At 73.8% G+C, this 26987-nt stretch carries 26 protein-coding genes and 1 tRNA gene; 7 read left to right on the top strand and 20 right to left on the bottom strand.

Annotated elements, in window-relative coordinates; genetic code table 11:
• Window position 1 precedes the first annotated feature (1 nt).
• Both N555_RS0116080 and N555_RS0116085 read left to right on the top strand, forming a co-directional pair.
• Window positions 2-730 (top strand): aquaporin, encoded by a 729-nt coding sequence (locus N555_RS0116080; RefSeq protein ID WP_231502821.1) that lies wholly within the window; start codon window positions 2-4, stop codon window positions 728-730.
• 26 nt (window positions 731-756) lie between these two features.
• Window positions 757-1161 carry an arsenate reductase ArsC gene (locus tag N555_RS0116085; RefSeq protein WP_029432522.1) on the top strand — a complete coding sequence of 135 codons (405 nt, stop codon included), beginning with the start codon at window positions 757-759 and terminating at the stop codon, window positions 1159-1161.
• Between the two features lie 21 nt (window positions 1162-1182).
• On the opposite strand, the gene N555_RS0116090 is transcribed toward N555_RS0116085, so the two are convergent.
• Together N555_RS0116090 and N555_RS0116095 are read right to left on the bottom strand one after the other, a co-directional pair.
• A complete protein-coding gene (locus N555_RS0116090; RefSeq protein ID WP_029432523.1) occupies window positions 1183-2169 on the bottom strand; it encodes a helix-turn-helix domain-containing protein in 987 nt (328 codons plus the stop codon).
• Window positions 2170-2233: 64 nt separating this feature from the next.
• Window positions 2234-3211, bottom strand: a complete 978-nt coding sequence (locus N555_RS0116095; protein WP_029432524.1) for an alpha/beta hydrolase — start codon at window positions 3209-3211, stop codon at window positions 2234-2236.
• A gap of 199 nt (window positions 3212-3410) precedes the next feature.
• Here N555_RS0116095 and N555_RS0116100 point away from each other — a divergent pair, with 199 nt between their 5' ends.
• On the top strand, window positions 3411-4646 hold the full coding sequence (locus N555_RS0116100) for an ABC transporter substrate-binding protein (protein ID WP_034510827.1): 1236 nt from the start codon (window positions 3411-3413) through the stop codon (window positions 4644-4646).
• A 73-nt stretch (window positions 4647-4719) separates the two neighbouring features.
• Window positions 4720-6042 carry an alpha/beta hydrolase domain-containing protein gene (locus tag N555_RS0116105; protein ID WP_051684136.1) on the top strand — a complete coding sequence of 441 codons (1323 nt, stop codon included), beginning with the start codon at window positions 4720-4722 and terminating at the stop codon, window positions 6040-6042.
• Window positions 6043-6052: 10 nt separating this feature from the next.
• On the opposite strand, the gene N555_RS0116110 is transcribed toward N555_RS0116105, so the two are convergent.
• From N555_RS0116110 to N555_RS0116125, 4 genes are all read right to left on the bottom strand, one after another.
• Entirely contained in the window at window positions 6053-7165 is a 1113-nt protein-coding gene (locus N555_RS0116110; protein WP_029432527.1) for an amidohydrolase family protein, read from the bottom strand.
• A gap of 47 nt (window positions 7166-7212) precedes the next feature.
• Window positions 7213-7890, bottom strand: a complete 678-nt coding sequence (locus N555_RS0116115) for a TetR/AcrR family transcriptional regulator (protein WP_197029043.1) — start codon at window positions 7888-7890, stop codon at window positions 7213-7215.
• Window positions 7891-7895: 5 nt separating this feature from the next.
• Window positions 7896-8825: a VOC family protein gene (locus tag N555_RS0116120; RefSeq protein ID WP_029432529.1), complete on the bottom strand. Its 930-nt coding sequence runs from the start codon at window positions 8823-8825 to the stop codon at window positions 7896-7898.
• 78 nt (window positions 8826-8903) lie between these two features.
• On the bottom strand, window positions 8904-9470 hold the full coding sequence (locus tag N555_RS0116125) for a TetR/AcrR family transcriptional regulator (RefSeq protein ID WP_231502823.1): 567 nt from the start codon (window positions 9468-9470) through the stop codon (window positions 8904-8906).
• Window positions 9471-9539: 69 nt separating this feature from the next.
• Here N555_RS0116125 and N555_RS0116130 point away from each other — a divergent pair, with 69 nt between their 5' ends.
• A complete protein-coding gene (locus N555_RS0116130) occupies window positions 9540-10241 on the top strand; it encodes an alpha/beta fold hydrolase (protein WP_029432531.1) in 702 nt (233 codons plus the stop codon).
• Between the two features lie 12 nt (window positions 10242-10253).
• Here N555_RS0116130 and N555_RS0116135 read toward each other — a convergent pair whose 3' ends face one another.
• Window positions 10254-11105: a helix-turn-helix transcriptional regulator gene (locus tag N555_RS0116135; RefSeq protein WP_034510829.1), complete on the bottom strand. Its 852-nt coding sequence runs from the start codon at window positions 11103-11105 to the stop codon at window positions 10254-10256.
• A 102-nt stretch (window positions 11106-11207) separates the two neighbouring features.
• Between N555_RS0116135 and N555_RS0116140 the strand changes: the two genes are divergently transcribed.
• On the top strand, window positions 11208-12635 hold the full coding sequence (locus N555_RS0116140; protein WP_029432533.1) for an MFS transporter: 1428 nt from the start codon (window positions 11208-11210) through the stop codon (window positions 12633-12635).
• A 29-nt stretch (window positions 12636-12664) separates the two neighbouring features.
• On the opposite strand, the gene N555_RS26965 is transcribed toward N555_RS0116140, so the two are convergent.
• The 7 genes from N555_RS26965 to N555_RS0116175 all read right to left on the bottom strand — a co-directional run bounded on the left by N555_RS26965 (window position 12665) and on the right by N555_RS0116175 (window position 21262).
• Entirely contained in the window at window positions 12665-13750 is a 1086-nt protein-coding gene (locus N555_RS26965; protein ID WP_029432534.1) for a GGDEF domain-containing protein, read from the bottom strand.
• A 67-nt stretch (window positions 13751-13817) separates the two neighbouring features.
• Window positions 13818-16217: a phosphoenolpyruvate synthase gene (ppsA, locus tag N555_RS0116150; RefSeq protein ID WP_029432535.1), complete on the bottom strand. Its 2400-nt coding sequence runs from the start codon at window positions 16215-16217 to the stop codon at window positions 13818-13820.
• Window positions 16214-17089: a pyruvate, water dikinase regulatory protein gene (locus tag N555_RS0116155; protein ID WP_051684137.1), complete on the bottom strand. Its 876-nt coding sequence runs from the start codon at window positions 17087-17089 to the stop codon at window positions 16214-16216. The genes ppsA and N555_RS0116155 overlap by 4 nt, the downstream gene beginning before the upstream one ends.
• 229 nt (window positions 17090-17318) lie before the next feature.
• Window positions 17319-17726, bottom strand: a complete 408-nt coding sequence (locus tag N555_RS0116160; protein WP_029432537.1) for a (R)-mandelonitrile lyase — start codon at window positions 17724-17726, stop codon at window positions 17319-17321.
• A 16-nt stretch (window positions 17727-17742) separates the two neighbouring features.
• Window positions 17743-18762 (bottom strand): zinc-binding dehydrogenase, encoded by a 1020-nt coding sequence (locus tag N555_RS0116165; protein ID WP_029432538.1) that lies wholly within the window; start codon window positions 18760-18762, stop codon window positions 17743-17745.
• Between the two features lie 65 nt (window positions 18763-18827).
• A complete protein-coding gene (gndA, locus tag N555_RS0116170) occupies window positions 18828-20309 on the bottom strand; it encodes an NADP-dependent phosphogluconate dehydrogenase (RefSeq protein WP_029432539.1) in 1482 nt (493 codons plus the stop codon).
• Between the two features lie 68 nt (window positions 20310-20377).
• Complete coding sequence (locus N555_RS0116175; protein ID WP_029432540.1) at window positions 20378-21262, bottom strand: aldo/keto reductase; 885 nt, start codon at window positions 21260-21262, stop codon at window positions 20378-20380.
• 102 nt (window positions 21263-21364) lie between these two features.
• Between N555_RS0116175 and N555_RS0116180 the strand changes: the two genes are divergently transcribed.
• Window positions 21365-22261 carry a helix-turn-helix transcriptional regulator gene (locus N555_RS0116180; RefSeq protein WP_029432541.1) on the top strand — a complete coding sequence of 299 codons (897 nt, stop codon included), beginning with the start codon at window positions 21365-21367 and terminating at the stop codon, window positions 22259-22261.
• A 15-nt stretch (window positions 22262-22276) separates the two neighbouring features.
• Here the strand turns inward: N555_RS0116180 and N555_RS0116185 are convergent, their stop codons facing one another.
• The 6 genes from N555_RS0116185 to aroH all read right to left on the bottom strand — a co-directional run bounded on the left by N555_RS0116185 (window position 22277) and on the right by aroH (window position 26975).
• Complete coding sequence (locus N555_RS0116185; RefSeq protein WP_029432542.1) at window positions 22277-23599, bottom strand: PP2C family protein-serine/threonine phosphatase; 1323 nt, start codon at window positions 23597-23599, stop codon at window positions 22277-22279.
• Between the two features lie 109 nt (window positions 23600-23708).
• Window positions 23709-24170, bottom strand: coding sequence for an ATP-binding protein (locus N555_RS0116190; RefSeq protein WP_081866272.1), 462 nt, complete (start codon window positions 24168-24170; stop codon window positions 23709-23711).
• A 250-nt stretch (window positions 24171-24420) separates the two neighbouring features.
• Window positions 24421-24494 (bottom strand) — tRNA-Pro (locus N555_RS0116195).
• 74 nt (window positions 24495-24568) lie between these two features.
• Window positions 24569-25930, bottom strand: a complete 1362-nt coding sequence (der, locus tag N555_RS0116200; RefSeq protein WP_034510843.1) for a ribosome biogenesis GTPase Der — start codon at window positions 25928-25930, stop codon at window positions 24569-24571.
• Complete coding sequence (cmk, locus tag N555_RS0116205) at window positions 25927-26616, bottom strand: (d)CMP kinase (protein ID WP_029432545.1); 690 nt, start codon at window positions 26614-26616, stop codon at window positions 25927-25929. The genes der and cmk overlap by 4 nt, the downstream gene beginning before the upstream one ends.
• On the bottom strand, window positions 26613-26975 hold the full coding sequence (aroH, locus tag N555_RS0116210) for a chorismate mutase (RefSeq protein ID WP_029432546.1): 363 nt from the start codon (window positions 26973-26975) through the stop codon (window positions 26613-26615). Before aroH ends, cmk begins: the two co-directional genes overlap by 4 nt.
• Window positions 26976-26987: the final 12 nt, after the last annotated feature.

The raw sequence follows: 26987 nt of genomic DNA on the forward strand, positions 1-26987 counted from the left end.
CGTGCGACTGACCCTGCTGGGCCGCCAGGCGATCGCCGAGTTCCTCGGCTCCGCGGGTCTGGTCACCGTCGTGATCGGCTCGGGCATCGCCGCCTCCCGGCTGTCCCCGGACGACACCGGGCTGCAACTGCTGGAGAACGCCCTGGTCACCGGTGCCGGCCTGGTCGCGCTGATCCTCGCCTTCGGCCCGGTCTCCGGCGGGCACTTCAACCCCGTGGTCACCCTGGCCGACCGGTTCTTCGGCGGGGTCTCCACGAGCCAGGTCGCCGTCTACCTCCCCGCACAGCTGGCCGGTGGGGTCCTCGGCGCGATCGCGGCCAACCTGATGTTCGACCTGCCCGCGGTCAACATCTCCACCCAGGAGCGCTCCGCCGGCGGTCTCTGGCTGTCGGAGGCGCTGGCCACCTTCGGACTCGTCGTGCTGGTCTTCGGGCTCGTCCGGGCCGGCCGGAGCTCGATGGCGCCGTTCGCGGTCGGGGCGTACATCACCGCGGCCTACTTCTGGAGCTCCAGCACGTCGTTCGCCAACCCGATGATCGACGTGGCACGGACGCTGTCGGACACCTTCGCCGGCATCGCCCCGTCCTCGGTGCCGATGTTCGTCCTCATGCAGCTGATCGGCGCCGCAGTCGCCGTGGCCGCCGTCCGCGTGCTCTACCCGGGGATCGCCGCCGACGCCGACGCCGCCGTGGTGCCGCACGACGGCACCGGCGCCGCGACGCACACCTGACCCCGCCCTCAACCGAGAGGTCGACCGTGTCCGACAAGCCCAGCGTGCTGTTCGTGTGCGTGCACAACGCCGGCCGCTCCCAGATGGCCGCCGGCTGGCTGAGGCACCTGGCCGGGGACGCCGTCGACGTCCGCTCGGCGGGCTCGATCCCCGCCGACCAGGTCAACCCGGCCGCCGTCGAGGCCATGGCCGAGGTCGGCATCGACCTCACCGACCAGACCCCGAAGGTCCTCACGACCGACGCGGTCGAGGCCTCCGACGTCGTCATCACCATGGGCTGCGGCGACGCCTGCCCGGTCTTCCCGGGCAAGCGCTACCTGGACTGGGCCCTCGAGGACCCCGCCGGCAGGGGCGTGGACGCCGTCCGCCCGATCCGGGACGAGATCGAGGCCCGCGTCCGCGGGCTGCTCAGCGAGCTCCGGACCGGCTGAGCGGCTCCGAGAGGCCCGCCGTCACAGGGAGCCCTCGGCCCGGGCGGCCCGCCGCAGCGCGAGCGCCAGGTGCAGGCGCAGCCGTCCCTCCGCGGTCTTGAGGTCCCACCCGAGCATCGCCTCGGCCGAGGCCAGCCGGTCCTGCAGCGTCGAGTGGTGCACCTGCAGCAGGCGGGCGGCGCCCCGGAGGCTCGGTGCCTCGACGACGGCGGCCAGGGTGGCGAGGACCCACGGCGCGGTACCGGCCGCCCGGTGCAGCGTCCGGACGTCGGGCAGCGGTCCCGGTTCGTCGTCCGCCGCCCGGACCAGCAGGGCGAGGGCCCCGAGCGACTCCGCGGAGACGACGCGGGGCCCGGGATCGGTCTCGGTCCCCTCGGCGGTGAGCCGCAGGGCCAGCCGGGCCGCGGCCCACGAGGCCGGGAGCTCCGCGGGGGCGACGACGTCCCCGATGCCGGCGCGCCGGCCGGGTGGCGGCTCCTCACCGGCGGCGACGACCAGACCCGCGCCACCCCAGGGCGCGACGGCCCGGCACGCCGCCGGCAGCCCCAGCCGGCGCGCGGCGGCCAGCCGCTCGGCCTCGTCGACCCCGGCGTCCAGGACCATCTCGACCAGGGCCGGGTCGTGCCCCCGGCCGCGGGAGGGGGTGCGGGCGAGGACCGCGGCCGCCGCGGCGGCCGCGCGCTCCAGGACGACGGCCTCGACGGTGCCCACGGGTCCGGTCCGCTCGAGCACCAGGACGGCACCGTCGGCGGAGACCTCGGCCGACGGCCAGGCCGCGTCCGGCTCCTCCTCGGGTGCTTCGACCACGCCGTCGGCCCGCACGCGGACGGTGCGCCTGCGGAGCGGGTCGACCAGCCGCACGGGGCAGCCGGCCAGGGTCGCCGCGCCACGCACGATCGACTGCAGGCCCGCCCGCGAGGTCATCAGCGAGTCGAAGTGACCGACGACCCGGACCGCCGCGCTGGCCTGCGGATCCAGCTCGGCGAGGCGGAGCGCGAGGTCGTTCACGCGCTCATCGTGCTCCGCCGGGTACCGGGTGACCAGCACGCTCCGCCGGCACGGGCCGCAGCGGTCAGGGGGCCAGCTGCCGGCGCAGCCACCGCAGCCGGGCGGCCTGTGCCTCCTGGGAGATCTGGGCCTGCGGCGCGACGGTGTCGAAGCCGTGGAAACCGCCCGGCCACACGTGCAGCTCGGCCTGCCCCCCGGCCGCCCACAGCCGGCCGGCGTAGGCGACGTCCTCGTCGCGGAAGGTCTCCGCCGACCCGACGTCGATGATCGCGGGGGGCAGCCCGGAGAGGTCGTCGGCGCGGGCCGGGGCCGCGTAGGGCGAGACGTCCGGCCCACCCCGGTCGACGCCGAGGAGTGCGGTCCAGCCCATCTCGTTGGCGGCGCGGTCCCACAGCCCGTGCCCGGCCATCTGCACGGCGGAGACCGTGTCGTTGCGGTCGTCCAGCATCGGGGCCATCAGCACCTGCCCGGCCAGCGCGGGGCCACCGCGGTCGCGCGCCATGAGCGCCAGGGCGGCCGCCAGCCCGCCGCCGGCACTGGTACCCGCGACGACGATCCGGTCGGGGTCGATCCCCAGCTCCCCCGCCGCGGCGGCGGTCCAGACGAGGCCGGCGTAGCAGTCCTCGACCGGCCCGGGGTGCGGGGTGTCGGGGGCGAGCCGGTAGTCGACGGAGACGACGGCGAGGCCGAGGTCCCGGGCCCACGCGAGGGGCTCGGTCACCCCCATGCGGTTGTCGCCGAGGACCATCCCCCCGCCGTGCATGTAGTAGACCGCGCCGACCGGTGCGACCGCGCCCGTCGGGCGGCAGATCAGCAGCCTGACCTCCGGTGCGCCCTGCGGGCCGGGGACCGCGCGCTCCTCCACGGTGAACCGCCCGCCATCGGCGAGGTCGGCGTCCGTCGGCGCCATCGGGTTGGGCCGGCGCAGCAGCGGGATCATCTCGGCGGTCATCGGGGGCAGCCCGGCGAACGCGGCGAGGACAGCGGCGAGCTCCGGGTCGACGGGGACCGCGGCCGGCGCGGCGGACGACGTGAGCGACATGGGACCTCCGAGCGCGACGGCGGTCGGCGGCGACCGCGCCCCCAGCCTGGCCCGCGCCGGCACCGGCGACCAGCGCCGAACGGCGGGTTCTCCCCGCCACTTGTCGGGTTCAGCCGCGGTGTGGCCGCTGTCACCCTGGCGCCACGCCCCGCCCCACCGGTGGGCGCGGACGCGGCCGAGCCCGAGGAGAGCACTGCACATGCGAACGAGGACCCTGACGGCGGTCGGCGCGACCTGCGCCCTGCTGCTGGCCGTGTCGGCCTGCGGCAGTGACGACGAGAAGGAGGGGACCTCGTCCCCCGGCGGCGGGGGCGGGTCCCGGACGCTCGAGATCGGCGTGATCACCCCGATGAGCGGCCCGGCGGCGGCGACCTACGGGGAGGCCGCCCGGACCGGCGTCGAGGCACGGCTGGCCGCCTACCGCGAGGAGGGCGGCGAGCGCGCCGCCGTCGACATCGAGATCGTCGACGGCGACGACGCGTCCACCCCGTCGGGGGCGCTGACCGCCGCGCAGCGGCTGGTCCAGCAGGAGGACGTCTACGCGATCCTGTCCAGCAGCGCGAACCTGTTCGGTGCCACCCAGTTCCTGACCACCCAGGCGGCCGGGACCCCGGTCCTGGGCGACGTCACCGACCAGAGCCCGGAGTGGCGGGAGCCGGGCAACAACATGTTCCCGGCCCAGCCGGTGCCCGACCCGGAGGCGGTCTACTCGATCACCGGTGAGTACATGGCGGCCATCGGCGGCACCACGATGGGCGGCGTGGCGTTCGCGGTGCCCGCTTCCCAGGCCGCCCTGCAGGCAGCTGCCGACTCGGCCGAGGCCGCCGGGCTCGAGGTGGGCTACCTCAACGACAACCTGCAGATCGGCAGCACCGACGTCGGCCCGATCGTGCTCGGCACGGAGGACACCGGCACCGACGTCCTCTACCTGCCGATCACCTTCGACACCGCCCTGGCCGTCGTGCAGGGGCTCGAGCAGCAGGGCGTGGAGATGGCGGGCGTCCTCGCCGCCACCGGCTACGGCAACGACCTGCTCAGCAACCCGCTGGCCATCGATGCCGCCCAGGGCGTCAGCTTCTCCGTCGGCTACGCACCGGTCTCGCTGGGCACCGAGGCGACCGAGCGCCTGGCGAACGCCGTGCGCGACCAGGGCATCGAATCGGGGATCCCCGGCTACGCGATGTCGTCCGGGTGGTTCAACGCCGACCTGTTCCTGCACGGCCTCGAACTCGCCGGCTGCGACGCCGACCAGCAGCAGTTCATCGACGCGCTGGACGCCGACGACACCTACGACGCCAGCGGACTGTTCCCCAGGCCTATCGACTTCACGATCGCCGACCAGCCGGAGTCGTGCTCGTACTTCGTGACCCTGGAAGGCGAGGAGTTCGTGACCGTCGAGGACGCCTCCCCGGTGTGCGGCGAGCGCATCGAGTGAGGGTTTGGGGTCGTCCCGGGGTCCGGGGCGACCCCTTCGACCGCTGAGACGGGTGTCTGAGCATGATCGGGACATGTCGTTCGATTCCGGCCTGACGGTCGAGGGCCCGGTGCCGGGTGCCGCGTACGGGGCGCCGCCGGCCGACGTCGTCGCCGAGCACGGCTACGTCTGTGAGGAGTTCTTCGTCGAGGGGCTGGCCACGGCCTACACCCACGCGGGCGAGGACCGGCCCACCCCCGACGGGAGGTGGACCGCCGTGCCGACCGCGCAGGCGGACTTCACCACCCGGATCCTGGTCGTCCGGCCCCGTGACCCCGCCCTGTTCAGCGGCACCGTCTTCCTGGCGTGGCAGAACGTCTCCGCCGGCTACGAGCAGCCCGCACCGGCCGACGGCGAGATCTACCGCGGCCACGCCTGGGTGGGGGTCAGCGCGCAGCAGGCGGGCTTCTACGGCGCCGGGATGGGACTCCAGCAGCGCAGCGGCGCCCCCCTCCTCGACGCCGACCCCGAGCGGTACGGGCAGCTGCACCACCCCGGCGACCTCGGCTGCTTCGACCTGTTCTCGGCCGCCGCCTCCGTCGTCGGCCCCCGGCGGGACCTCGCCGGCGTCGACCCGATGGGCGGGCTCCCCGTGGCGCGGGTGATCGCGACCGGCGGGTCGCAGTCGGCCATGCGGCTGTGCGCCTACGCCGACGCCGTCCACCCGCTGCACCGCGTCGTGGACGGCTTCCTGCTGAGCGTCTGGGAGGGCCGCGCGCCGCGCCTGGACGACGGTGCCACCCCCATGCCGCTGCGCACGACCGTCCGCGACGACCTCGACGTCCCCGTGCTGATCGTGAACAGCGAGTTCGAGGTGACCGCCACGCACGGTCTCGACCTGGCCGACACCGACCGGCGGAGGGTGTGGGAGGTGACCGGAACCGGCCACGGGACCCGCCGCCGGCCGCTCCCTCAGGAGCCCGGCACGTGGGAGACCAACCCGGTGACGTGGCGCCCGGTGCACGAGGCCGGCCTGCGCGCGGTGCACCGCTGGGTCGCCGGCGGCCAGGCGCCTCCGGTCCAGCCCCGGATCGCCCTGCGGGAGGAGGGCTGGCTCTCGGTGTCCCGCGGGAAGGACGGCAACGGCCTCGGCGGCGTCCGGCTGCCCGAGATCGCCGTCCCGGTCGCCGAGCACCGGGGGAACAAGGGGGGAACGGGCAGCGCGGCGCTGTACGGCGGTCGCCGGCGGTACCCGGCCGACGTCGTCCGGGCCCGCTACGGCTCCCGCGCGGAGTACCTGGCGCAGTGGACGGCCGCGGTGGAGTCGATGGTCGAGGCGGGGACGCTGCTCCCCGAGGACGCACCGGCGATGCTGGCCCGCGGGGAGGAACTGGCGGCGTCCGTACCGCTGACCTGACCCCGGCCGCTCAGGCCGCCGGTGCCGGCACCGGGGTCGCGACAGCGGCGGGGTCGAAGCCGAAGAGCCGCACCGCGGTGCCGCCGAGGATGGCGGTGGCGTCGGCCTCGGAGAGGGAACCGAACTGTTCCTGGACGACCGCTCGGCTGTTCGGGTAGGTGCCCTCGCTGTGCGGGTAGTCCGACCCCCACAGCAGGGGCCCCGTCCCCGTGCGACCGATGTTGTTCAGACCCGTCGGGTCCCACTGGAACGTGCCGTGGACCTGCCGGCGGATGTAGTGGCTCGGCTTCTCCGCCAGTTCCGGCCGCACCCAGCCGGGGTTGGCCAGGAAGGCGTCGTAGTAGGAGTCGAGGGTGTCCATCGCCCAGGAGATCCAGGCGGTGTTGGTCTCGACGAAGACGAACCGCAGGCCGGGGTGCCGCTCGAGGGTGCCCGACGTGGCGAGCAGGGCCACGCTGCGCGGCGCCATCGACTGGGTGGCGAGCAGGTTGGCCACCGCCGCGCCCGGGCCGCGGTAGAAGAGCATGTCGTGGCCGCTGCCCTGGTGCAGCACCAGTGGCAGGCCCGTCTCCTCCGCCGCTTCCCAGAGCGGGGTCCAGTTCGGGCTGTTGTACTCCCACGGCACCCCGCGCAGCGGCAGCATCGCGGCCCCCAGCCCCAGCGCGGCGATCCTCCGGAGCTCGGCCACGGCCATGTCCGTGTCCCAGGTCGGGATCAGACCGGCGCAGCGGTGCCGGGGCGAGGTCTTCTCGAGGGTGTCGTAGATCCAGTCGTTGTAGATCTGGCAGCAGGCCTCGCCCAGGGCGGCGTCGTCCATGTCCCAGACGTAGAGGCCGATCGTCGGGAAGACGCACTCCCCCGAGATCCCGTCCTCGTGCATCACCTGCAGGCGGTAGCCGACGTCGTTCTGCTGGTTGCGCGCACTCTCCTCCGCGGCGTCGCGCTGGCGCTGGGTCAGGTCGGTGTCCTCGTGCCGGCGCAGCTCCCACGCGCCCTCCTCGCTCGGCCGGATCCGGGCCGGCGCGCGGTCGCGCATCGAGGCCGGGAGCGCGTCCCACCACAGGCTGCGTGGCTCGCTGACGTGCGAGTCGGCCGAGATCAGCGGGATGCGGGACGTGTCCACGGCGACTCCTCGGGATGCGGGCGGCGCCTAAGTGACTCGCCCGTCACTTACGCTAGGGGCCGTCCCGCCGGGGCGTCAACGGCCCACGGAGCCTCGCGCAGGACGAGCTCGGTCGCCAGCAGCACCTGCCGCCGGACGGCGTCGTTGGGTGCCTCGCTGGCGCCCGCGCCGAAGGACCACACCAGGCCCGACACGGCCTCGACGACCTCCGCGGGATCGGCGTCCGGCGCGAGCTCGCCCGCCTCCCCGGCACGGCGCACGATCTCGACGATCACCGTCCGGATCCGCCGCGACGCCTCGCGGAAGACCTCCGCCACCGCGTCGTCGGCCTCGCTCAGCCGGGCGAGGTCGAAGTAGTCGAGCGAGCTCCGCGGGTCGGCGAACGACGACCGCGCGGCCACCTGGACCAGCGCCCGGACCTGGCGCACCAGCCCCTGCTCGGGGAGGACGTCGGTCTGCACCATCTGGTCGTAGGAGGCCGGGACCTCCTGCACGACGGCGCGCACGAGGTCCTGCTTGGAGTCGAAGTAGCGGTAGATCGCCGCCCGGGTGATCCCCGCGTCCGCGGCCACCGCCGCGAGGTTCATCCGGGTGTGCCCGACGGCGGTGAGGTGCCCCGCCGCCGCGGCCACGATCGCCCGCCTCGTGGCCGCGGCGTCCGCGTTCGGCGGCCGGCCGATCGGCCGGGAACCGGGGACGGGACCGCCGTCCGCGGGTCCCGGCACGTCCATCAGCCGGCCGAGGGAACGGCCTGCGTGGTGAAGAACAGCGGCATGCCGAAGGTGTCCGCGGGATCGGCCGCCAGGTGGGTGTCCGACAGCCGGGTGACCCCGATGCCCTTGGCGACCAGCCACTCCTCGGCGGCCGCCAGGTCCCGCACCTGGAAGGTCACGCCGTAGATCGCGTTCTTCCAGCGGGCGACGTGCCGGCCCAGCGCCGAGTCCTCGTCGGTGGGCTCGGCCAGCCGCAGCACCGTGTCCCCCAGCTGCACCAGCTGGTAGCGGGCCCCCTCGTCCTCGGCCGTCCCCGACCCGAGCGGGACGACGTCGAACAGCTCCACGTACCGGGCCAGCGCCGCGTCGAGATCGCGGACGCCGACGGTCTGGTAGGCGAGGCGGGTGATCCCCATCGGGTGGATGTCCGACCACTGCTTGACCTGGGAGCTCCAGGTGTCGAGGACCCGCGGGTCACCCGGGATCGAGAACGCCGTCAGCTGGACCATGAGGCCGGCCGTCTGCGCGGGGCTCGGGAAGCAGTAGGTGGCGTCGTCGGGCATCTTCTCCAGCTGCCCGCCCCCCGGGGCGCCGAGGTAGATGCCGTGCGAGATCAGGGAGTTGCCGAGCCCGACGATGTCGTCGACCTCGTAGCCGATCGAGTGCAGGTGCGAGCCGAACTTGCTGAAGAACTTCCCGACCGGCTTCGTCGCGTCCACCGGCTTGTTCGGGGCCATGATCTCGATCGCCCAGTCGCCGACCACGCCGACGCAGGCCCACCGGTCCTCGGGCGGCAGGTAGTTCGGCTCGTCGACGCCCATGAAGAGCACCGCGCCGAGCACCTCCTCCAGGAAGCGGGCGACAGGCTCGACCTCCTCGGCCACGTGCACCGTGTGGATGCCCAGGCCGATCCCGTACGGCCCGGTCTTGACTGGCTGATGCCTCACGCGGTTCTCCTGTCGGTCGACCGCGAGCGAAGTGACACGCCGGTCACTTCGGAAGCTATGCGACCCGGCCGAACCCCGTCAACGAGAGGACCCAGGAGCGCCCAGCGAAGCCACGAAGTCGGCGAACGCACGGTCGACGCGTGCCGTGTCGGCGGTGGCGTCCAGGTCCATGACCAGCCCGCGGACGACGGCGAGCACGAGCGTCGCCAGCTCCGGCCGCCCGATCGTGCGCAGGCCCGCCTCCAGCGGCGCCAGCCAGTCCGTCGTCGCCTCCCGCCGGAAGCCCGGCCACAGCCGTTGTTCGGCGTCCTCGCGCAGCCGGCCGAACATCTGCAGGTAGCGATGCCCGGAGGGGCCGGTCATCCCGCTCCAGGCGCGGGCCAGCGTCGTCCGGTAGTCCTCCCCCGGCCGCACCCGCAACAGCGCCTCGAACTCCTGCCGCTGCCGGTGTCGCGCGCGCTGCAGGACCGCGCGGAGCAGCGCCTCCTTCGTGCCGAAGTGGTACAGGAGCATCCGCGGCGACGTGCCGGTCGCCGTGGCCAGCGGCTCGAGGCGGTCGGGCAGGCCGCCGGCCAGTGCGGCGTCCGTGCACGCGTCGAGGAGCCGCTCCGCGATCTCCGGCTGCCGGCGGCGTCCCACCGCCACAGCTTTTCGCGTAACGGACGGTACGTCTAGCGTTCCGGACGTCGGCGGAGTCGTCCGGGGAGGTCCGGCATGCGGGTGGTGTTCGTGCACGGGGCGTGCGTCCGGGACGGTGCGTGGTGGTGGCACCGCACCGCCGCCCTGCTGGAGCGGCGCGGGGTCGCGAGCGTGGCGCCCGCACTGCCCAGCTGCGGGGAGGCCGGCTCGTCTCCCGGGGCCGCCGGGCCGGGTCTGCGGGACGACGTCGCGGCCGTCCGGCAGGTCCTGCTGGACGGCGACGAGCCGACCGTCGTGGTGGCGCACAGCTACGGCGGCATCGTGACGGCGGAGGCCGCGGTCGGCGTCGGCTCGGTCCGGCACCTGGTGCTGGTGTCCAGCTACCTGCCCGAGGCCGGGGAGAGCCTCTCCTCGTTCAGCGGGTCCGGGCCGGCACCGTTCCTCGACGTGGATCCCGCGTCCGGCACCCTCGGCGTCCGCCCGGAGCGCCTGGTCGACACGTTCCTGCAGGACTGCCCTGAGGTGGCCACCGACGCCACCGCCCGGCTGGCCCGGCAGAGCCTGTCCGTCGTCGGGCAGCCGGTGCAGGCGGCAGCCTGGCAGGACCTGCCGACGACCTACGTGGTGTGCGCGCAGGACCGCGGGACACCGGCCTCCGCGCAGCGGGAGTTCGCCCGCCGGGCCGGCGCGGTCGTCGAGCTCGAGGCCGGGCACCACCCGTTCCTGTCCCGGCCCGCGGAGGTCGCCGATCTGTTGCTGGGGCTGCCGGCCCGCTGAGGACCGGCCGGATCAGACCGCGCGGAGCCGCTGCACCGGGTCGGCGGCGACCAGCTGGTGCAGCCGCGCGCGGGTGACCTCGTCGCGCGGCGTGTAGACCATCATCCGGGCGCCGCCGGGCAGCTGACCCGCGTGGAACCGGGTCAGCTGCAGGTGCAGGTCACCGACCGGGCTGCGGAAGTCCTTGGCCGGCAGCGCCCGGTCGACGACGTCGTGCCGCCGCCACAGCGCGTCGAACTCCTCCGACGCCTCGCGCAGCCGCCGGACGAGCTCGGTCCACAGCGGGTCGTCGAGGTGGTCGGCCAGGCCCGCCCGCATCGTCCCCACCAGGTGGGCCGCCGCCTCGGCGCGGTTCGCGATGCACAGGTCGCGCCAGTGCGGGTCGGTGAAGAACAGCCAGAGCTGGTTGCGCTCCCCCGGGTCGCGCGCGTCGAGGTCGCCGGCCAGCGCGTTGTAGGCGCGGTTGTAGGCCAGGATCTCGTAGCGCTGCGAGAGCACGGTCGCCGGGAACGGGTCCAGCTGGTCGAGGATCGCCTGGCCGGCCTCCCCCACGACGTGGCACGGCGAGCCCGGGGCGACGACGGTCACGCCGGCCAGCTGGAGGAGGTGCCACCGCTCCTGGTGGTCCATCCGCAGGGTGCCGGCGATCGCCTCGAGCACCTGCACGGAGGCGTTGATGTCGCGGCCCTGCTCCAGCCACGTGTACCAGGTGACCCCCACCCCGGCGAGCAGCGCGACCTCCTCGCGGCGCAGGCCCGGCGTGCGGCGGCGCCCGCCGCTGGGCAGCCCCACGTCGTCCGGGGTCAGCCGTTCCCGGCGGGTGCGCAGGAAGTCGGCGAGCTCGGCCCTCGTGGCGACGGTCACCGGAGCATCGTCGCCCTCCTCCTGCCGGTTATCCAGTCACTGCCGGTACCAGGATGGACAGGCACTCACCACCGGGATCGGGAGCCCGTCACGCTGGCTCCCATGACCTCCGACGTCACCCTCCCGGCAACCGCCGCCGGACCCGCAGCCGCCGCTCCGGTGGCCGAGCTCCGCCGGATGCACCCGATCGCCCTCCTCGCCGCCCTGACCGCCGTCGTGGTGCCGGTGATGTCGGTGTTCAGCGTCAACGTCGCGCTGCGCCAGATCGGCGCCGACCTCGGGGCGTCGGCCGGCACCCTGCAGCTGGTGGTGGCCGCCTACGGCGTGGTCTACGCCGCCCTCGTCGTCATCGGCGGCCGGCTCGGCGACTCGTTCGGCCGCCGGCGGATGCTGCTCGTCGGCCTGGGCCTGTTCGCGGCGACGAGCCTGCTGTGCTCGGTCGCGCAGACCTCCGGGCAGCTGGTCGCGGCCCGCTTCCTGCAGGGCGTGGCCGCCGCCGTGCTCTCCCCCCAGGTGCTCGCCAGCATCCACGCCAACTCCGAGGGCCACCACCGCGCCCGGGCCCTCGCCTGGTTCGGCGCCACGGCGGGCCTGGCCACCTCGCTGGCCTTCCTGGTCGGTGGCACGCTCGCCGGCTCGGAGCTCGGCTGGCGCTCGGTGTTCTGGATCAACACCCCGGTCGCCCTCGTCGTGATGCTGGGCGTGGCGCGCTACCTGCCCGAGACCAAGGCCCCGGCCCGCACGTCCCTGGACTGGGTCGGCGCCGTCCTGCTCGGTGCCACCATGACGCTGCTGATCCTGCCGCTGACCGAGGGCCGGGCCACCGGCTGGCCCGCCTGGACCTGGGCCTGTCTGGTCGCCGTCCCGGTCACCGCGGCGGCCCTGGTGTGGTGGCAGCTGCGGCTGCAGCGCACCGGCGGCCTGCCCCTGCTGCCCCCGGAGCTCTTCGCGGTCTCCACCATGCGCACCGGCCTGCTCGTCGCGTTGCCGGTCTACGTGACCTTCGGCGGGTTCATGTTCGTCTACTCGTTCATGGCCGGCAGCCACGGCCTCGAGCCGCTGCAGATCGGCGTGAGCCTGCTGCCGATGTCGCTGGGCTTCCTCGCCGCCTCGATCGCCTCTGGCCGGGTGGTGCCCCGCTTCGGCGTCGGCGTCCTCGCCGCCGGGGGCGCGCTGACCGCCGCGGGCCTCGTGTGGCTCGGGCTCGTCCTCGACGGCATCGCCGCCACCGAGGAGTTCACGGTGGGTCAGGTCGCGCTGCCGATGGTCGTCGTCGGCATCGGCTTCGCGCTGATCTGGTCGCCGCTGATGGGCGTGATCCTCAGCCAGGTGCACGGACACCTCGCCGGCCTCGGTGGCGGGGTGCTCCTGACCGTGATGCAGGCCGGCCTCGGCTTCGGCTCGGCGGTGGTCGGCTCGGTCTACTTCGGCCTGGACGCCGACCACGCCTTCGTGTGGACGGCGTTCGTCCTGGCCGCGGTGATGGCGGTCGTCGCCCCGCTCACCTGGCTGCTCCGGCCCCGCTCCTGACGGACGCCGCCGGGGCGGGGCGCGAACCGTCAGACCGCGAGGAGGTCCGTGCCCTGCTGGGTGGTGCGGAAGTCCGCGACCGGCCGGGATCCGTCGGGAGCCTCGGCGTCGGCGAGCCACACCTGGTCGCGGCCGCCGGCCTTGGCCTGGTACATCGCGCGGTCGGCGGCCTCGACCGCCGACTCGACCGCGAGGTCGGCATCGACGACGGCGATGCCGGCGCTGAAGGTCAGCCCCGGGTAGGCGCGGCCCAGCTCCCCCCGCAGCCGCCGGGTCAGCTCGACCCCGCAGCGGTCCTCCACGGAGCACCGGAGCAGCACCGCCATCTCCTCGCCGCCCGACCGGGCGGCCCGGTCACGGGTGCGCAGCTCCCGCTGCAGCACCCGGCCGAAGGTCTGCAGCGCACGATCACCCTCACCGTGCCCGCGCGTGTCGTTGAGCTGCTTGAAGTGGTCGAGGTCGAACACGACGAGCACGTCCCCGCCCGCGGCCTGCCCGAGGAACCGCTCCATCCCGCGCCGGTTGGACAGCCCGGTCAGGGCGTCGGTCTCGTTCTCCACCCGCAGCTCCCGCAGGACCTCGTCGTGCCGGCGCCGGAGCAGACCGAGCAGCTCGCCCAGCACCAGCCACGCGACCGCCAGGAACACGACCCGCACGAAGGCGGCGGCGCTCAGCGAGGTCAGGGTGCCGAGGTAGCTGACCACCGCCGGGAGCAGCAGGACGTAGCTGCCGCGGGCGGGCAGGTAGAGCCCGGTGTAGGCGAAGCAGAGGGCGAAGAAGCCGCCGTACACCCCGGCCACACCGGGCACCGCCGTCGTGGTGAGGGCGACGGAGGCCATGGAGAACACGGGGAACGCGAGCAGCGACCACGACGGCCAGCGCCGCCAAGGCAGCAGGAAGCTCAGCGCCGCGGCCAGGGCGTGGGCGACGGCGACCGCGAGCAGCAGCGACGTGTCGGTGCTCCCGGAGCCGAGGACCGACCAGCCCAGCGCCGGGGTCCCCACCGACCCCAGCCAGACCAGGCGGCCGTAGCCGACGGCCTCGCCACCGCGCCACCACCAGGCGAGCCGCTGGGTGCGCGTGTCGGTCGATCGAGACGAGTAGCCGGGCCACATACCCCTCGCATCGGCGCGGTCAGACCCCCGCCGCACCCCGCCTGACCCGATGGGGTGAGGCGGGGCCTCAGCCTGCCGAGAGCTTGGCCAGGTGCAGCCAGGTGTCGACGACGGTGTCGGGGTTGAGCGACATGGACTCGATCCCCTGCTCCAGCAGCCAGGCGGCCAGGTCCGGGTGGTCGCTCGGGCCCTGGCCGCAGATGCCGACGTACTTGCCGCGCTCGAGGCAGGCCGAGATCGCCATCCGCAGCAGGGCGAGGACGGCCGGGTCGCGCTCGTCGAAGCCCGCGGCGACCAGCGCGGAGTCGCGGTCCAGGCCCAGGGTCAATTGGGTCATGTCGTTGGAGCCGATGGAGAACCCGTCGACGTGCTCCAGGAAGTCGCCGGCCAGCAGCGCGTTGGACGGCAGCTCGCACATCATCACGACCGACAGGTCGTTCTCGCCGCGGCGCAGCCCGTGCTCGCCGAGCAGGCGGACGACGCCCTCGATCTCGGCGACGGTCCGGACGAACGGGATCATGATCTTGACGTTGGTCAGGCCCATCTCGTCGCGGACGAAGCGCAGCGCCTCGCACTCCATCGCGAAGCACTCGGCGAAGTCGGCCGACAGGTACCGCGACGCCCCGCGGTAGCCCAGCATCGGGTTCTCCTCGTGCGGCTCGTAGAGCTCCCCGCCGAGCAGGTTGGCGTACTCGTTGGACTTGAAGTCGCTCATCCGCACGATCACCGGCTCGGGCGCGAAGGCCGCGGCGATCATCGAGATGCCCTCGGCGACCCGCTGCACGAAGAAGTCCCGGGGCGAGGGGTAGGCGACGATCCGCTCCTCGATCTGCGCCTTGAGCGGCGCCTCGAGCGAGTCCAGCTCCAGCAGCGCTCGGGGGTGGATGCCGATCTGCCGGTTGATGATGAACTCCAGCCGGGCCAGCCCGACGCCGGCGTGCGGCAGCCGGGAGAACGCGAAGGCCTGGTCCGGCGTCCCGACGTTCATCATGATCTTGGTGGGGATCTCGGGCATGGCGTCCAGCCCGGTCTCGTCGACCTCGAAGGCGACCTCGCCGGCGTAGACCAGCCCGGTGTCGCCCTCGGCGCAGGAGACGGTGACCGGGTCGCCGTCGGACAGGGTGCGGGTGGCCGTCCCGGTGCCGACGACGGCGGGGATGCCCAGCTCGCGGGCGATGATCGCGGCATGGCAGGTGCGCCCGCCGCGGTTGGTCACGATCGCCGAGGCGCGCTTCATGATCGGTTCCCAGTCCGGGTCGGTCATGTCCGCGACGAGCACGTCCCCCGCGGTGAACCCGTCCATCTGCTCGACGTCGGTGAGCACCCGGACGACGCCGGCCCCGATCTTCTGCCCGATCGCCCGGCCCTCGACCAGGACGTCCCCGGTGCCGGTCAGCCGGTACCGCTCGGTGACCGTGCCGGCGCGCGACTGCACCGTCTCCGGGCGGGCCTGCAGGATCGAGATCTGCCCGGTCAGGCCGTCCTTGCCCCACTCGATGTCCATCGGCCGGCCGTAGTGCTCCTCGATCCGCACCGCCTGGCGGGCCAGCTCCAGGACCTCGTCGTCGGTGAGCGACAGCCGGCGGCGATCGGCGGGGTCGACGTCGACGAACGCCGTCGTCCGGCCGACCTCGGCGGAGTCGGTGTAGACCATCTTGGTGGCCTTCTCCCCCACGCCCCGCTTCAGGATCGCCGGGCGGCCGGCCCGCAGGGCGGGCTTGTAGACGTAGAACTCGTCGGGGTTGACCGCGCCCTGGACGACGCCCTCCCCCAGCCCGTAGGCCGAGGTCACGAACACCGCGTCGCGGAAGCCGGACTCGGTGTCCATCGTGAAGACGACACCGGAGGCCCCGACGTCGGAGCGCACCATCCGCTGCACGCCGGCCGACAGCGACACCGCCTCGTGCTCGAAGCCGTGGTGCACCCGGTAGGCGATGGCCCGGTCGTTGTAGAGCGAGGCGTAGACCTCGCGGATGGCCTGCAGCACCGCGTCGATGCCGCGCACGTTGAGGAACGTCTCCTGCTGCCCGGCGAAGGAGGCGTCGGGCAGGTCCTCGGCGGTGGCGCTGGACCGCACGGCGAACGAGGCCTCGGCGTCCTCGCCCGCCAGCCGCTCGTACGCGGCCCGGATGTCGGCCTCCAGCGCGGGCGGGAACGGCTGCTCCACGACCTCCCGCCGGATCTCGCTGCCCGCCGCCGACAGCGCCCGGACGTCGTCGGTGTCCAGCGCCCGCAGCCGGTCGGCGATCCGGGCGGCCAGCCCGGTGTCGCCGAGGAAGCGCTGGTAGGCCGAGGCGGTCGTGGCGAACCCGTCGGGGACGCTCACCCCGGCGTCGGCCAGGTTGGAGATCATCTCGCCCAGCGACGCGTTCTTGCCGCCGACGACCTCCAGGTCGGCCAGGCCGAGGTCGGAGAACCACCGGACGTTGTCGGCCCCGTCGGCCGGTACCTCGGGTGTGCTGCTCATGGGCGGGGCGTCCTTCCTCGACGGGGGTCGCGGCGGCCCTGCCGGGCCAGGGTCTGGATGACCACGGTGGCGATCTCCTCGACGGAGGCCGCCGAGGTGTCCACGGTGGGCAGGGAGTGCATCTCGTACATCGCCATCGCCCGCCGGAGCTCGAACCGGCACTGGTCCTCGGAGGCGTACCGGGAGTCCGGACGCCGCTCCTGCCGAACCCGGCTGAGCCGGGCCACCGTGGTGGTGAGTCCGAAGCAGCGGTTGGCCAGGTGCCGCACCGGCACCGGGAGGTCCGTGGTCTCCAGGTCCTCGTCGACCAGCGGGTAGTTGGCGACGAACAGGCCGTGCTGGAGCGCGAGGTACATCGCCGTCGGCGTCTTCCCGCACCGCGACGGCGCCAGCAGCACCACGTCGGCGCGGTCCAGCCCGCGCGTGCCCAGCCCGTCGTCGTGTTCGATGGCGAACTCGATCGCCGCCATCCGGTCGTTGTAGCGGCGGACGTCGCCGACGCCGTGCAGCCGGCGGGCCTCGTGCAGGCCGCGGGCGCCCAGCTGCTGCTCGACGCTCTTCATGTGCAGCCCGAAGAAGTCGATGATCGGCGCCCGCGTCTTCAGCAGCTCCTCGCGGACCTCGTCGACCGCGGCGGTCGTGAACACCAGCGGCGCCACCGGACCCTCCATCGCGGCGTCCAGCCGTGCGACCACCTGACGCGCCTGCTCGACCGTGCCGATGAACGGGATCGTCGTGCGCTCGAAGTGCACGTCGGGGAACTGGATGAGCAGCGCGTTGCCCATCGTCTCGGCGCTGATCCCGGTGCTGTCGGACAGGAAGAAGACCGGGACCGGCTCCTCGTCGCTCGCGGCGGCAGGCGCGTCGGTCACCGGCTCCCCCGGCGGGGGCCCGTGCGGGCCCGCAGCAGCTCGGACGCCACGCCAGCACCTCCCGTCGTGCGCGCCGGCACCGCAACGGTGACCGGCGGGGCGGTCAGTATCCCCCGAGCGGCGGTCCGCGCCGGTCGAGTGCGCCACGAACGGGTCAGGGGCCGTTCCGGACGACTCCGGAACGGCCCCTGCCCGCGTACCGAGGAGCGACCTCAGCCCCGGCGGGGACTCAGGACGTCGTCCCCCCGTACTCGGCGTCGGTGACGTGCTCGCCCCACTCGGTCTCGGGGCCGTCCTCGCCCTCGGCGAGGCCGTCCCAGATGGCCAGGTGGGTCATGAACCGGTCGGGCGCGGCGCCGTGCCAGTGCTCCTCCCCCGGCGGGCACCAGACGGTGTCCCCCGGACGGATCGTCACGACCCTGCCGTCCCGGGTGCCGGTCAGGCCGACGCCCTCGGTGACGTGCAACGTCTGGCCGTGGGCGTGCCGGTGCCAGGCCGTCCGCGCGCCGGGCGCGAAGTGGACGGCGTTGACCTTGCCGCGGGCGTGCGTCCCGGGCGCGATGACGTCGAAGTGGACGACGCCGGTGAACCACTCCGCCGGTCCGCGGACCGACGGCAGCGTGCTCAACATCTCCATGATGGATCTCCTCTGCTCAGGGCTGGACGAGGACCTTGAGCGCCGTCCGCTCGTCCATCGCCCGGTAGCCCTCGGGGGTCTCGTCCAGCCCGACGGTCCGGTCGAAGACGCGGCCGGGCTCGATGCGCCCGTCGAGGACCTCGGGCAGCAGCTCCTCGATGTAGGACCGCTGCGCGCCGGGGCCACCGGTCAGCGTGATGTTGCGGCCGAACAGAGCGCGGCCGGCCGGCGCCTGGTCGTACTGGGGGACGCCGACCCGGCTGATGACCCCGCCGGCGCGGACGACGCCGAGCGCCTGCTCGTAGGCGGGCAGGTGCCCGACGCACTCCAGGACCGCCGAGGTGCCGTGCCCACCCGTGAGCTCCCGCACCCGCGCGACGCCCTCGTCCCCGCGCTCGGCGACGACGTCGGTGGCGCCGAACTCCCGGCCGAGGTCGGTGCGCGCGGCGTGGCGGCCCATGAGCACGATCTGCTCGGCGCCCAGCCGCTTCGCCGACAGGACGGCGAGCAGGCCGACGGCGCCGTCCCCGATGACCGTGACCGACGAGCCCGCGCCCACCCGGCCGCGGACGGCGGCGTGGTGGCCGGTGATGAGGACGTCGGACAGCGTCAGCAGCGAGGGCAGCAGCGCGGAGTCCTCCCCCACCGGCGCCTTGACCAGCGTGCCGTCGGCCAGGGGCACGCGGACCGCCTCGGCCTGGGCGGTGGAGAAGAAGCCGCCGTGCACGCACGAGGTGGTGAGCCCCTCGCGGCAGAACTCGCAGGTGTTGTCGAAGTAGGCGAAGGGGGCGATCACGAAGTCGCCGCGCTGCACCCGCGTGACGTCGGCGCCGACCTCCTCGACCACGCCGATGAACTCGTGGCCCATCGTCGAGCCCTCGGCCGAGGCCGGCATGGAGTGGTAGGGGTGCAGGTCGCTGCCGCAGACGCAGGCACGGACCACGCGGACGACCGCGTCGGTCGGGGCCTGCAGGGCCGCGTCGGGGCGCTCCTCCACGCGCACGTCGCCGGGGCCGTACATGACTGTTGCTCGCACGTTCTCGTGCCTTCCTGTTCGAGGGGGGTGGGCGGGAGCGCGGCGGTGGCCGCACCCCCGCCGCGTCAGTGGGACGACGGCTCGGTCGCGACCTCGGTGCGGTCGGCCGACCAGAGGGTGTGGAACACGCCCTCGGCGTCGGTCCGCCGGTAGGTGTGCGCGCCGAAGAAGTCCCGCTGGGCCTGGATGAGCGCGGCGGGCAGCCGCTCCGACGCCAGCGCGTCGTAGTAGGAGAGCGCGGAGGCGAAGCCGGGCACCGGGACGCCGGAGAGCGCCGCGGTGGACACGATCCGCCGCCACGCCTGCTCGCCCTGCGCGACGGCGTCGGCGAAGTACTCGTCGGCCAGCAGCGTCGCGAGGTCCGGGTCGCGGCGGTAGGCCTCCACGATCCGGTTCAGGAAGCGGGCCCGGATGATGCAGCCACCGCGCCAGATCGAGGCGATCTCGCCCAGGTCGATCTGCCACCCGTACTCGCGGGCGCCGGCGATGATCAGGTCGAAGCCCTGCGCGTATGCCACGACCTTGGAGGCGTAGAGCGCGGCGCGGACGTCGTCCTCGAAGCCGTCGTACCGGGCCTGCACGGCCGGCCGTTCGCCGACGACGCCCCGGACGGCCGCGCGCTGGACCGGCTTGCTCGACACGGCACGGGCGAACACGGCCTCGCCGATGCCCGAGACCGGTACGCCGAGACCGACCGCGTTCTGCACGGTCCACACGCCGGTGCCCTTGGACCCGGCCTCGTCGACGATCACGTCGACCAGCGGGCCGCCGGTGCGGGCGTCGGACTGCCGCAGCACCTCGGCGGTGATCTCGATCAGGTAGGACTCCAGGTCCCCGCTGTTCCACTCGGCGAAGACGTCGGCGATCGCGGCGACGTCGTGGCCGCCCACCCGGCGCAGCAGGTCGTAGGACTCGGCGATGAGCTGCATGTCGGCGTACTCGATGCCGTTGTGGACCATCTTCACGAAGTGGCCGGCGCCGTCGGTGCCGACGTGGGTGACGCACGGCCGGCCCTCGGCCACCGCGGCGATCGACTCGAGGATCGGCCCGAGGGTCTCGTAGGCCTCGGCCGAGCCGCCGGGCATGATCGACGGGCCCTTGAGCGCCCCCTCCTCGCCGCCGGAGATACCGGCGCCGACGAAGTTCAGCCCGCGCTCGCGCAGGGCCCGCTCGCGGCGGATGGTGTCGTGGAAGTCGGCGTTGCCACCGTCGACGATGATGTCGCCGGGCTCGAACCGCTCGGCGAGCTGCTCGATGACGGCGTCGGTGCCCGCGCCGGCCTGGACCATGATGATCGCCGTGCGCGGCCGGGCCAGGGACGCGACGAACTCGTCGACCGTCTCCGCCGCCACGAAGCCCGTCTCGGGGAACTGCTCCACCAGCGTCCGGGTGCGCGTGGCGGACCGGTTGTAGACCGCCACGGTGTTGCCCTCACGGCTGGCGAGGTTGCGGGCCAGGTTCGAGCCCATCACCGCCATGCCGACGACCCCGATGTTGGCCCGGCCGGTGGCCGGCTCTGCGTCGTTTCGCGCTGCTGTGTCGCTCATGGCGTCCTGCCTGTCGATGGAGGAGGGTGGTCCGGAGCCGTCGGCGGATCGGTCGGGGGTGCGGTGGCTCAGGCCTCGGGGATCTCGCGGCCGAAGGTCTCCCGGGTGATCCTCTCGGGCTCGGGGCCGCCGCGGACACCGGTGTCCAGCGCGTCGATCGCGGCCAGCTGGTCGCCGGTGAGCTCGAAGCCGAAGACGTCGGCGTTCTCGGCGATCCGCGACGGGGTGACCGACTTCGGGATCACCTGACGGCCCTGCTGGAGGTGCCAGCGGAGCATCACCTGGGCCGGCGTCCTGCCGTGGGCCGCGGCGATCTCCCCGATCGTCGTGTCCTGCAGCGTGCTGCCGTGCGACCCGTCCCGGTAGAACGTGATGCCGCCGATCGGCGACCAGGCCTGGGAGAGGATGCCGTGCTCGGCGTCCCTGGCCAGGAGCTCGGACTGGCGGAAGTAGGGGTGGACCTCGATCTGGTTGACCGCCGGCACGACCGAGGTCTCGGCGAGCAGCCGGGTCAGGTGCTCGGGCATGAAGTTGCTGACCCCGATCGCCCGGACGGCGCCGTCGGCCAGCAGCTCCTCCAGCGCCCGGTAGGCGTCCAGCGTGAGGTCGAACTCGCCGGGCAGCGCCTGGTGGAGGATCAGCAGGTCGATCTGCTCGACGCCGAGCTTCTGCGCGCTCTTGTCGAAGGCGTGCAGCGTCTGCTCGTAACCGTAGTCGCTGATCCACACCTTGGTCTCGACGAAGACCTCGTCGCGGGCGAGGCCCGACCGGCGGATGGCCTCCCCGACCTCCTTCTCGTTGAAGTAGGCGGCGGCGGTGTCGACGTGCCGGTAGCCGACCTCCAGGGCCGTCGTCACGGCCGCGACCGTCTCCTCCGGCGCCGACTGGAAGACGCCGAACCCCAGGGCGGGGATCTCGACGCCGTTGTTCAGGACGAACGATGTGCTGCTCATGAGGTCCATGCTGGTCGCCCCTCGCGGTCGGTGGCAGGGCCGGTCGTTCCGGGTACTGACAGGACCTCCCAGCACCTGCCCCGGCTGCCTACCGTGGACTGCGTGGGCACCCCCGACCTGAACGCCGAGATCCGTGAGTTCCTCAGCACGCGACGGGCGCGCATCACCCCCGAGCAGGCCGGGCTGCCCGCCTACGGCGGCAACCGCAGGGTCACCGGCCTGCGCCGCGAGGAGGTCGCGATGCTCGCCGGCGTCTCGGTCGACTACTACGTCCGCATGGAACGCGGCGGGCTCGGCGGCGCGTCCGAGAGCGTGCTCGACGCCCTGGCCGACGCGCTCCGGCTGGACGAGGCCGAGCGGACCCACCTGTACGCCCTCGCCGAGGAGAGCGGGGCACGCGGGAGGTCACGGCACCGTCCCGCGCCGACCGCCGTCCGCCCGGCGGTCCAGCAGATGCTCGACGCGATGACCGACGCCCCGGCCTGGGTGCGCAACGGCCGGCACGACATCCTGGCGATGAACCAGCTGGCGCGGGCGCTCTACTCCCCCGTGCTCGCGGTGCCCGGCCGGCCGGCGAACACGACGCGCTTCGTCTACCTGCACCCGGACGAGGCCCGCGACTTCTTCGTCGACTACGACCGCATCGCCGCCGACGCCGCGGCCATGCTGCACCTCGAGGCGGGCCGCAACCCGCACGACAAGGCCCTCATCGCGCTGGTCGGAGAGCTCTCCACCCGCTCCGAGACCTTCCGGCAGCGGTGGGCCTCGCACGACGTGAAGTTCCACCGCAGCGGTCAGAAGCGGCTCCGCCACCCCGTGGTCGGCCAGCTGGACCTGGACTTCGAGTCGATGGAGCTCTCCTCCGCCCCGGGTCTCCAGCTCAACGTCTACACCGCAGCCGCCGGCACCCCGACCGCCGACGCGCTGAAGCTCCTCGCCTCGTGGGCGGCCTCGCAGGAGCAGCTGCCGACCGAGACCGCACCGGCCTCCGCGGGCTGACCAGGGGCGGGCGGCTCAGCTGCCGATGTCGCCCGGGGGGAGCCCGCCGATGATGCCGCGGGCCAGCTCGTCGTCCCGCGGCGGCCCGCGCCACTCGACGAGCAGCAACGACGCGTCGTCGCTGGTCCGTCCGCCCCGGGCCGCCATCAGGGTGTGGGACAGCAGCCGGACCGTCTCGGCCACGCTCGACCCCTCGGCGCTGGTCTGCTCGACCAGCTCGTGCAGCCGGGCCTCGCCGAACTGGCGGCCGTCGGCCAACCGCTCCTCGACGACACCGTCGGTGAAGAACAGCACCCGGTCCCCCGGCTCGAGCTGGGTGGTCTGCACCGACGGGACGGCGCCGCCGAACCCCACGGGCCGGGTCACGGGGCCGGTCAGTTCGCTGACGGCACCGGTCGCGCGGATCCGCAGAGCCGCCGGGTGGCCGGCGTTCACCCAGCTGAAGATCCCGGTCTCGGTGTCCAGCCGGCCCACCTGCGCGGTGGCGAACCGTCCCGGGTGGGACTTCCCGAGGACGTCGTCCATGTGCACGTAGAGGTCCGGCAGCGACGCGTCGGAGCGCCGGCCGTGCCGGTAGGCGGCGATCACGACGGTGGCCATGATGGCCGCCTCCAGGCCGTGGCCCATCGCGTCGAACACCCCGACGTGCAGGACGTGGTCGTCCAGGGCGTAGTCGAAGCTGTCCCCGCCGACGTCGTAGGCCGGCTCCATGATCCCGGCGAGAGCGACGTCGGGCGTGGTCATCAGCAGCGGCGGCAACGTCTGCCACTGCAGGTGGGCCGACAGGCTCATCGGGGCCGCGGCGCGCACCTGGGCGAACGTGTCGGTGTACAGGGACTTGGTGACGATGAGGTCGGCGGTCAGCCCGGCCAGCCGCTGCGCGAGCCGACGGTCGTTGTCGTCGACCCCCGGGAGCGTGAACGCCAGGACGCCGACGCGGTCGGAGCCGTCGAGCATCGGCAGGTACATCCGCACGGACCCGTCGGACAGCGACTGCTCGACGCGCGCGTCCTGGGCGAACGCGCGACCGGGCCAGCTCCCGTCGATCGGCGTCGTGTCGCCGACGAGGCCCGCGCCGGTCAGGGGTTGCAGGGTCCGCTGGTCGTAGTCCTGCAGCCAGATGCTGACGTCGGTCCCGCCGACCGAGGCGATCTCCTGGGCGACCAGCCGCCCGACCAGCCGCGCGGGCATGAGGTGCGCCCGGTCGAGCAACGACCCCAGCACCCGCTCGCCGAGGCTCTCGGTCCGCGACCGGCCTCGCGCGTCCGCGAAGCCCTGCCCCGGACCGGTGTCCGCCTCCTGGACGGCGGTGCTCTGGTCCATGCCGTCGTCCGGCATCCGCTCTCCAACCGGCTCCGCCCGTGGGGGTGACCGGTCGGTGACCCAGGCGCACCGGCAGCGCCGGGTCGAACAGCGTGGCGCGCGCCCCCGAGCGCACCTGCGATCGTCAGCTTAGCCGGTGGTCCACGAGGGCCCAGACGACCTTGCTCCCGTCGCCGAGCGGCTCGGTGCCGTAGCTGCTGCTCAGTCGCGCGACGAGGGCGAGGCCCAGTCCGCCGAGCGCCGCGTCCCGCCCCGGGTCCGGCACGGGCGGGACGTGCTCGGCCGCGTCGACGACGGTGAGCAGCCAGCAGTCGCCGGTGGCCGCGACCACCACCTCGACCGGAGGCCGGCCGTGCCGCACCGCGTTGCTGACCAGCTCCTCGAACACGAGGACACACCGCTCGACAGCCGCCTCGGTGGCCTGCTCGCCGTCCGTGAGCATGGCGCTGAGCTGCCTGCGGCCGGCCGTGACGTCGGCGGCCCGGCTGGGCGTCCACCGCCCGAGGAGGCGGGCATGGGCCGGGTGCACCATGTGCGGACTGCTCGTCCACGCTGCGGGGTCGGGGGTGGAACTGCTGGCCACCATGGGTCTCCCCGTGTCGTGTGCGGACCGGGGGGACGGGGACCTCGGCTTACGGCGGCCCGACGGGCTGCCGCGCAGTCAGCGCTCTCACGGAGAGCGCGCGACTCCGCTACTGATACCCCCGGTACCGCTTCCTACACCGACCGTGGATCTGGACGGCGGGATCGTCCCGGAGCCGGCCTCCTCCGCAGGTCGCCCGGAACGACTCAGGGGCCGTTCCGGATCACTCCGGAACGGCCCCTGACGTGCTCTGTCGGGCTGACAGGATTTGAACCTGCGACCCCCTGACCCCCAGTCAGGTGCGCTACCAAGCTGCGCTACAGCCCGAGCGGCGGGCGGCTTCCACCGCCCGATCGCTGCCTGAGCAGGTTACCGCACCGGCTCCCCCGCCCAGCGCCGGGTCAGCCCCCGACGCTCTTGCGCCGCTCGCTCTCCCGGCCCTCGCGGACCTTGACCGAGATCTCGATCGGCGTGCCCTCGAAGCCCCACCGCTCGCGCAGCTTGCGCTCCAGGAACCGGCGGTAGCCGGCCTCCAGGAAGCCGGTGGAGAAGACGACGAACCGCGGCGGGCGGACGTCGGCCTGGGTCACGTACTTGATCTTCGGCGCGCGGCCGCCGCGGGCCGGCGGCGGCGTCTCCTGGACCAGCGCACGGACGTACTGGTTGAGCTCCGCGGTGGGGATGCGGCTCTCCCAGGAGGCCAGCGCCTTGCGCAGGTGCCCGGCGAGCTTGCCCACGCCGCGCCCACCCTGCGCCGAGATGTTGATCCGGCTGGCCCACTTGATCCGCGAGAGGTCCCGCTCGATCTCGCGCTCCAACTGGTCGTGCCGGTCCTCGTCGAGCAGGTCCCACTTGTTGATCGCGATGACCAGCGCGCGGCCGGCTTCGATGACCTGGGTGATGACCCGCTGGTCCTGCTCGCTGATGACCTCGTCGGCGGCGAGCAGGACGACGGCGACCTCGGCGGCCTGGATGGCGGCCTCGGTGCGCAGGCTGGCGTAGTACTCCATGCCGCTGGCGGTGTTGACCTTGCGGCGCAGGCCGGCGGTGTCGACGAACCGCCACTCCTCGCCGCCCATCGTGATGATCGAGTCGACCGGGTCCACGGTCGTGCCGGCGACCGAGTCGACGACCGACCGCTCCTCCTTGGCCAGCCGGTTGAGCAGGCTGGACTTGCCGACGTTCGGCCGGCCGACCAGGGCCACCCGGCGCGGGCCGGTCTCGGTCCCGAGCTCGCGGGGCGCCTCGGGCATCGCGTCGAGGATCAGGTCGAGCAGGTCGCCCGCGCCGCGGCCGTGCAGCGCGCTGATCGGCTGCGGCTCACCGAGTCCCAGTGACCACAGCTCGGAGGCGCCGGCCTCGCTGCGCTCGTCGTCGACCTTGTTGGCCACGAGGATCACCGGCGTCGTGCTGCGCCGGAGGATCCGCGCCGCCGCGAGGTCGGTGTCGGTGGCGCCGACCTGGCTGTCGACGACGAGCACGATCACGTCGGCGGTCTTCATCGCGAACTCGGCCTGGCGGGTGATCGAGGCGCCCAGGCCCTCGGCCTTCGGGTCCCAGCCCCCGGTGTCGGTGACGGTGAACCGCTTGCCGTTCCACAGCGCCTCGTAGGAGATGCGGTCGCGGGTCACGCCCGGCACGTCCTGGACGACGGCGGCCCGGCGGCCGAGCACGCGGTTGACCAGCGTCGACTTGCCCACGTTCGGCCGGCCGACGATCGCGACGACCGGCAGCGGGACGCCGGTGCCCTCGTCCTCGCTCATCGGGACACCCCCACGGACTGCTGCGCGAGCTCGACGACCCGGTCCACGACCTGGTCGCGGTCGAGGTCGGTGCTGTCGACGACGATCGCGTCGGCCGCCGGCCGCAGCGGGCTGTCCTCGCGGGTGCTGTCGTACTCGTCCCGCCGGCGCAGGTCCGCGGCGATGGCCACGATCTCCGCGTCGTCGGTGACGCCCAGCTGACCGGCCCGGCGCTGCGCCCGGGCCTCGGGAGCGGCGGTCAGGTAGATCTTGCAGGTCGCCCCGGGGAGGACGACGGTGCCGATGTCCCGGCCCTCGACCACGACGGCGTCGGCCGCCGCGACCAGGGCGCGCTGCTGGTCGACCAGCTGCCGGCGCACCGCGGGGACGGCCGAGACCGCCGAGACCGCGCGGGTCACCTCGGCGCTCCGGATGCGCTCCGCGACGTCGACGCCGTCCACCTGCACCAGCTCGGCGCCGGCCGTCGTCCCCACGTCGATGCGGGCCCTGGCGACGACGCCGGCCACCGCCTCGCCGTCCTCCGGGTCGACCCCGGCGTCGAGGACGGCGACGGTGGCCGCGCGGTACATGGCGCCGGTGTCCAGGTAGGCCGCGTCGATCCGGGCGGCGACGGCGCGGGCGACGCTGGACTTGCCGGTGCCGGACGGCCCGTCGAGGGTCACCTGGCCGGTGAAGTCGGCGCTCACTGGGCGATGTCCCGTCGGAGGGCGGTCGCGCCGCGCAGGTAGACGTGCGCGATCTCCGACCGCGGCCGGTCGGTCTCCACGTGCGCCATCAGCCGCAGCACCCGCGGCAGCGCGTGCGGGACGTCGATCTCGGTCGCGCACATGAGCGGGACGTCGCCGAGGCCGAGCTCGCGGGCGGCCAGCGCCGGGAACTCGGACTTCAGGTCGGGGGTCGCGGTGAACAGGATGCTGATCAGCTGCTCACCGTCGAGGTCGTTGCGCTCGATCACGGTGCTCACCAGCTCACGCGTGGCCGCCAGCACCTCGTCCCGGTCGTCGGCGTCGACCTGCGTCGCGCCCCGGATGGCTCGGACGGCCATGCACACTCCTCG

The organism is Blastococcus sp. URHD0036 (assembly GCF_000701365.1).
Lineage (GTDB): Bacteria > Actinomycetota > Actinomycetes > Mycobacteriales > Geodermatophilaceae > Trujillonella.

Bases quoted from the DNA above. Each gene is read 5' to 3' on its own strand.
- gndA (WP_029432539.1), bottom strand. From the start codon at position 20,309: ATGAGCGACACAGCAGCGCGAAACGACGCAGAGCCGGCCACCGGCCGG.
- N555_RS0116105 (WP_051684136.1), top strand. From the start codon at position 4,720: ATGTCGTTCGATTCCGGCCTGACGGTCGAGGGCCCGGTGCCGGGTGCC.
- N555_RS0116100 (WP_034510827.1), top strand. From the start codon at position 3,411: ATGCGAACGAGGACCCTGACGGCGGTCGGCGCGACCTGCGCCCTGCTG.
- N555_RS26965 (WP_029432534.1), bottom strand. From the start codon at position 13,750: ATGTGGCCCGGCTACTCGTCTCGATCGACCGACACGCGCACCCAGCGG.
- N555_RS0116190 (WP_081866272.1), bottom strand. From the start codon at position 24,170: ATGGTGGCCAGCAGTTCCACCCCCGACCCCGCAGCGTGGACGAGCAGT.
- N555_RS0116160 (WP_029432537.1), bottom strand. From the start codon at position 17,726: ATGGAGATGTTGAGCACGCTGCCGTCGGTCCGCGGACCGGCGGAGTGG.
- N555_RS0116130 (WP_029432531.1), top strand. From the start codon at position 9,540: ATGCGGGTGGTGTTCGTGCACGGGGCGTGCGTCCGGGACGGTGCGTGG.
- N555_RS0116140 (WP_029432533.1), top strand. From the start codon at position 11,208: ATGACCTCCGACGTCACCCTCCCGGCAACCGCCGCCGGACCCGCAGCC.
- N555_RS0116185 (WP_029432542.1), bottom strand. From the start codon at position 23,599: ATGCCGGACGACGGCATGGACCAGAGCACCGCCGTCCAGGAGGCGGAC.
- N555_RS0116095 (WP_029432524.1), bottom strand. From the start codon at position 3,211: ATGTCGCTCACGTCGTCCGCCGCGCCGGCCGCGGTCCCCGTCGACCCG.
- N555_RS0116175 (WP_029432540.1), bottom strand. From the start codon at position 21,262: ATGAGCAGCACATCGTTCGTCCTGAACAACGGCGTCGAGATCCCCGCC.
- der (WP_034510843.1), bottom strand. From the start codon at position 25,930: ATGAGCGAGGACGAGGGCACCGGCGTCCCGCTGCCGGTCGTCGCGATC.
- ppsA (WP_029432535.1), bottom strand. From the start codon at position 16,217: ATGAGCAGCACACCCGAGGTACCGGCCGACGGGGCCGACAACGTCCGG.
- aroH (WP_029432546.1), bottom strand. From the start codon at position 26,975: ATGGCCGTCCGAGCCATCCGGGGCGCGACGCAGGTCGACGCCGACGAC.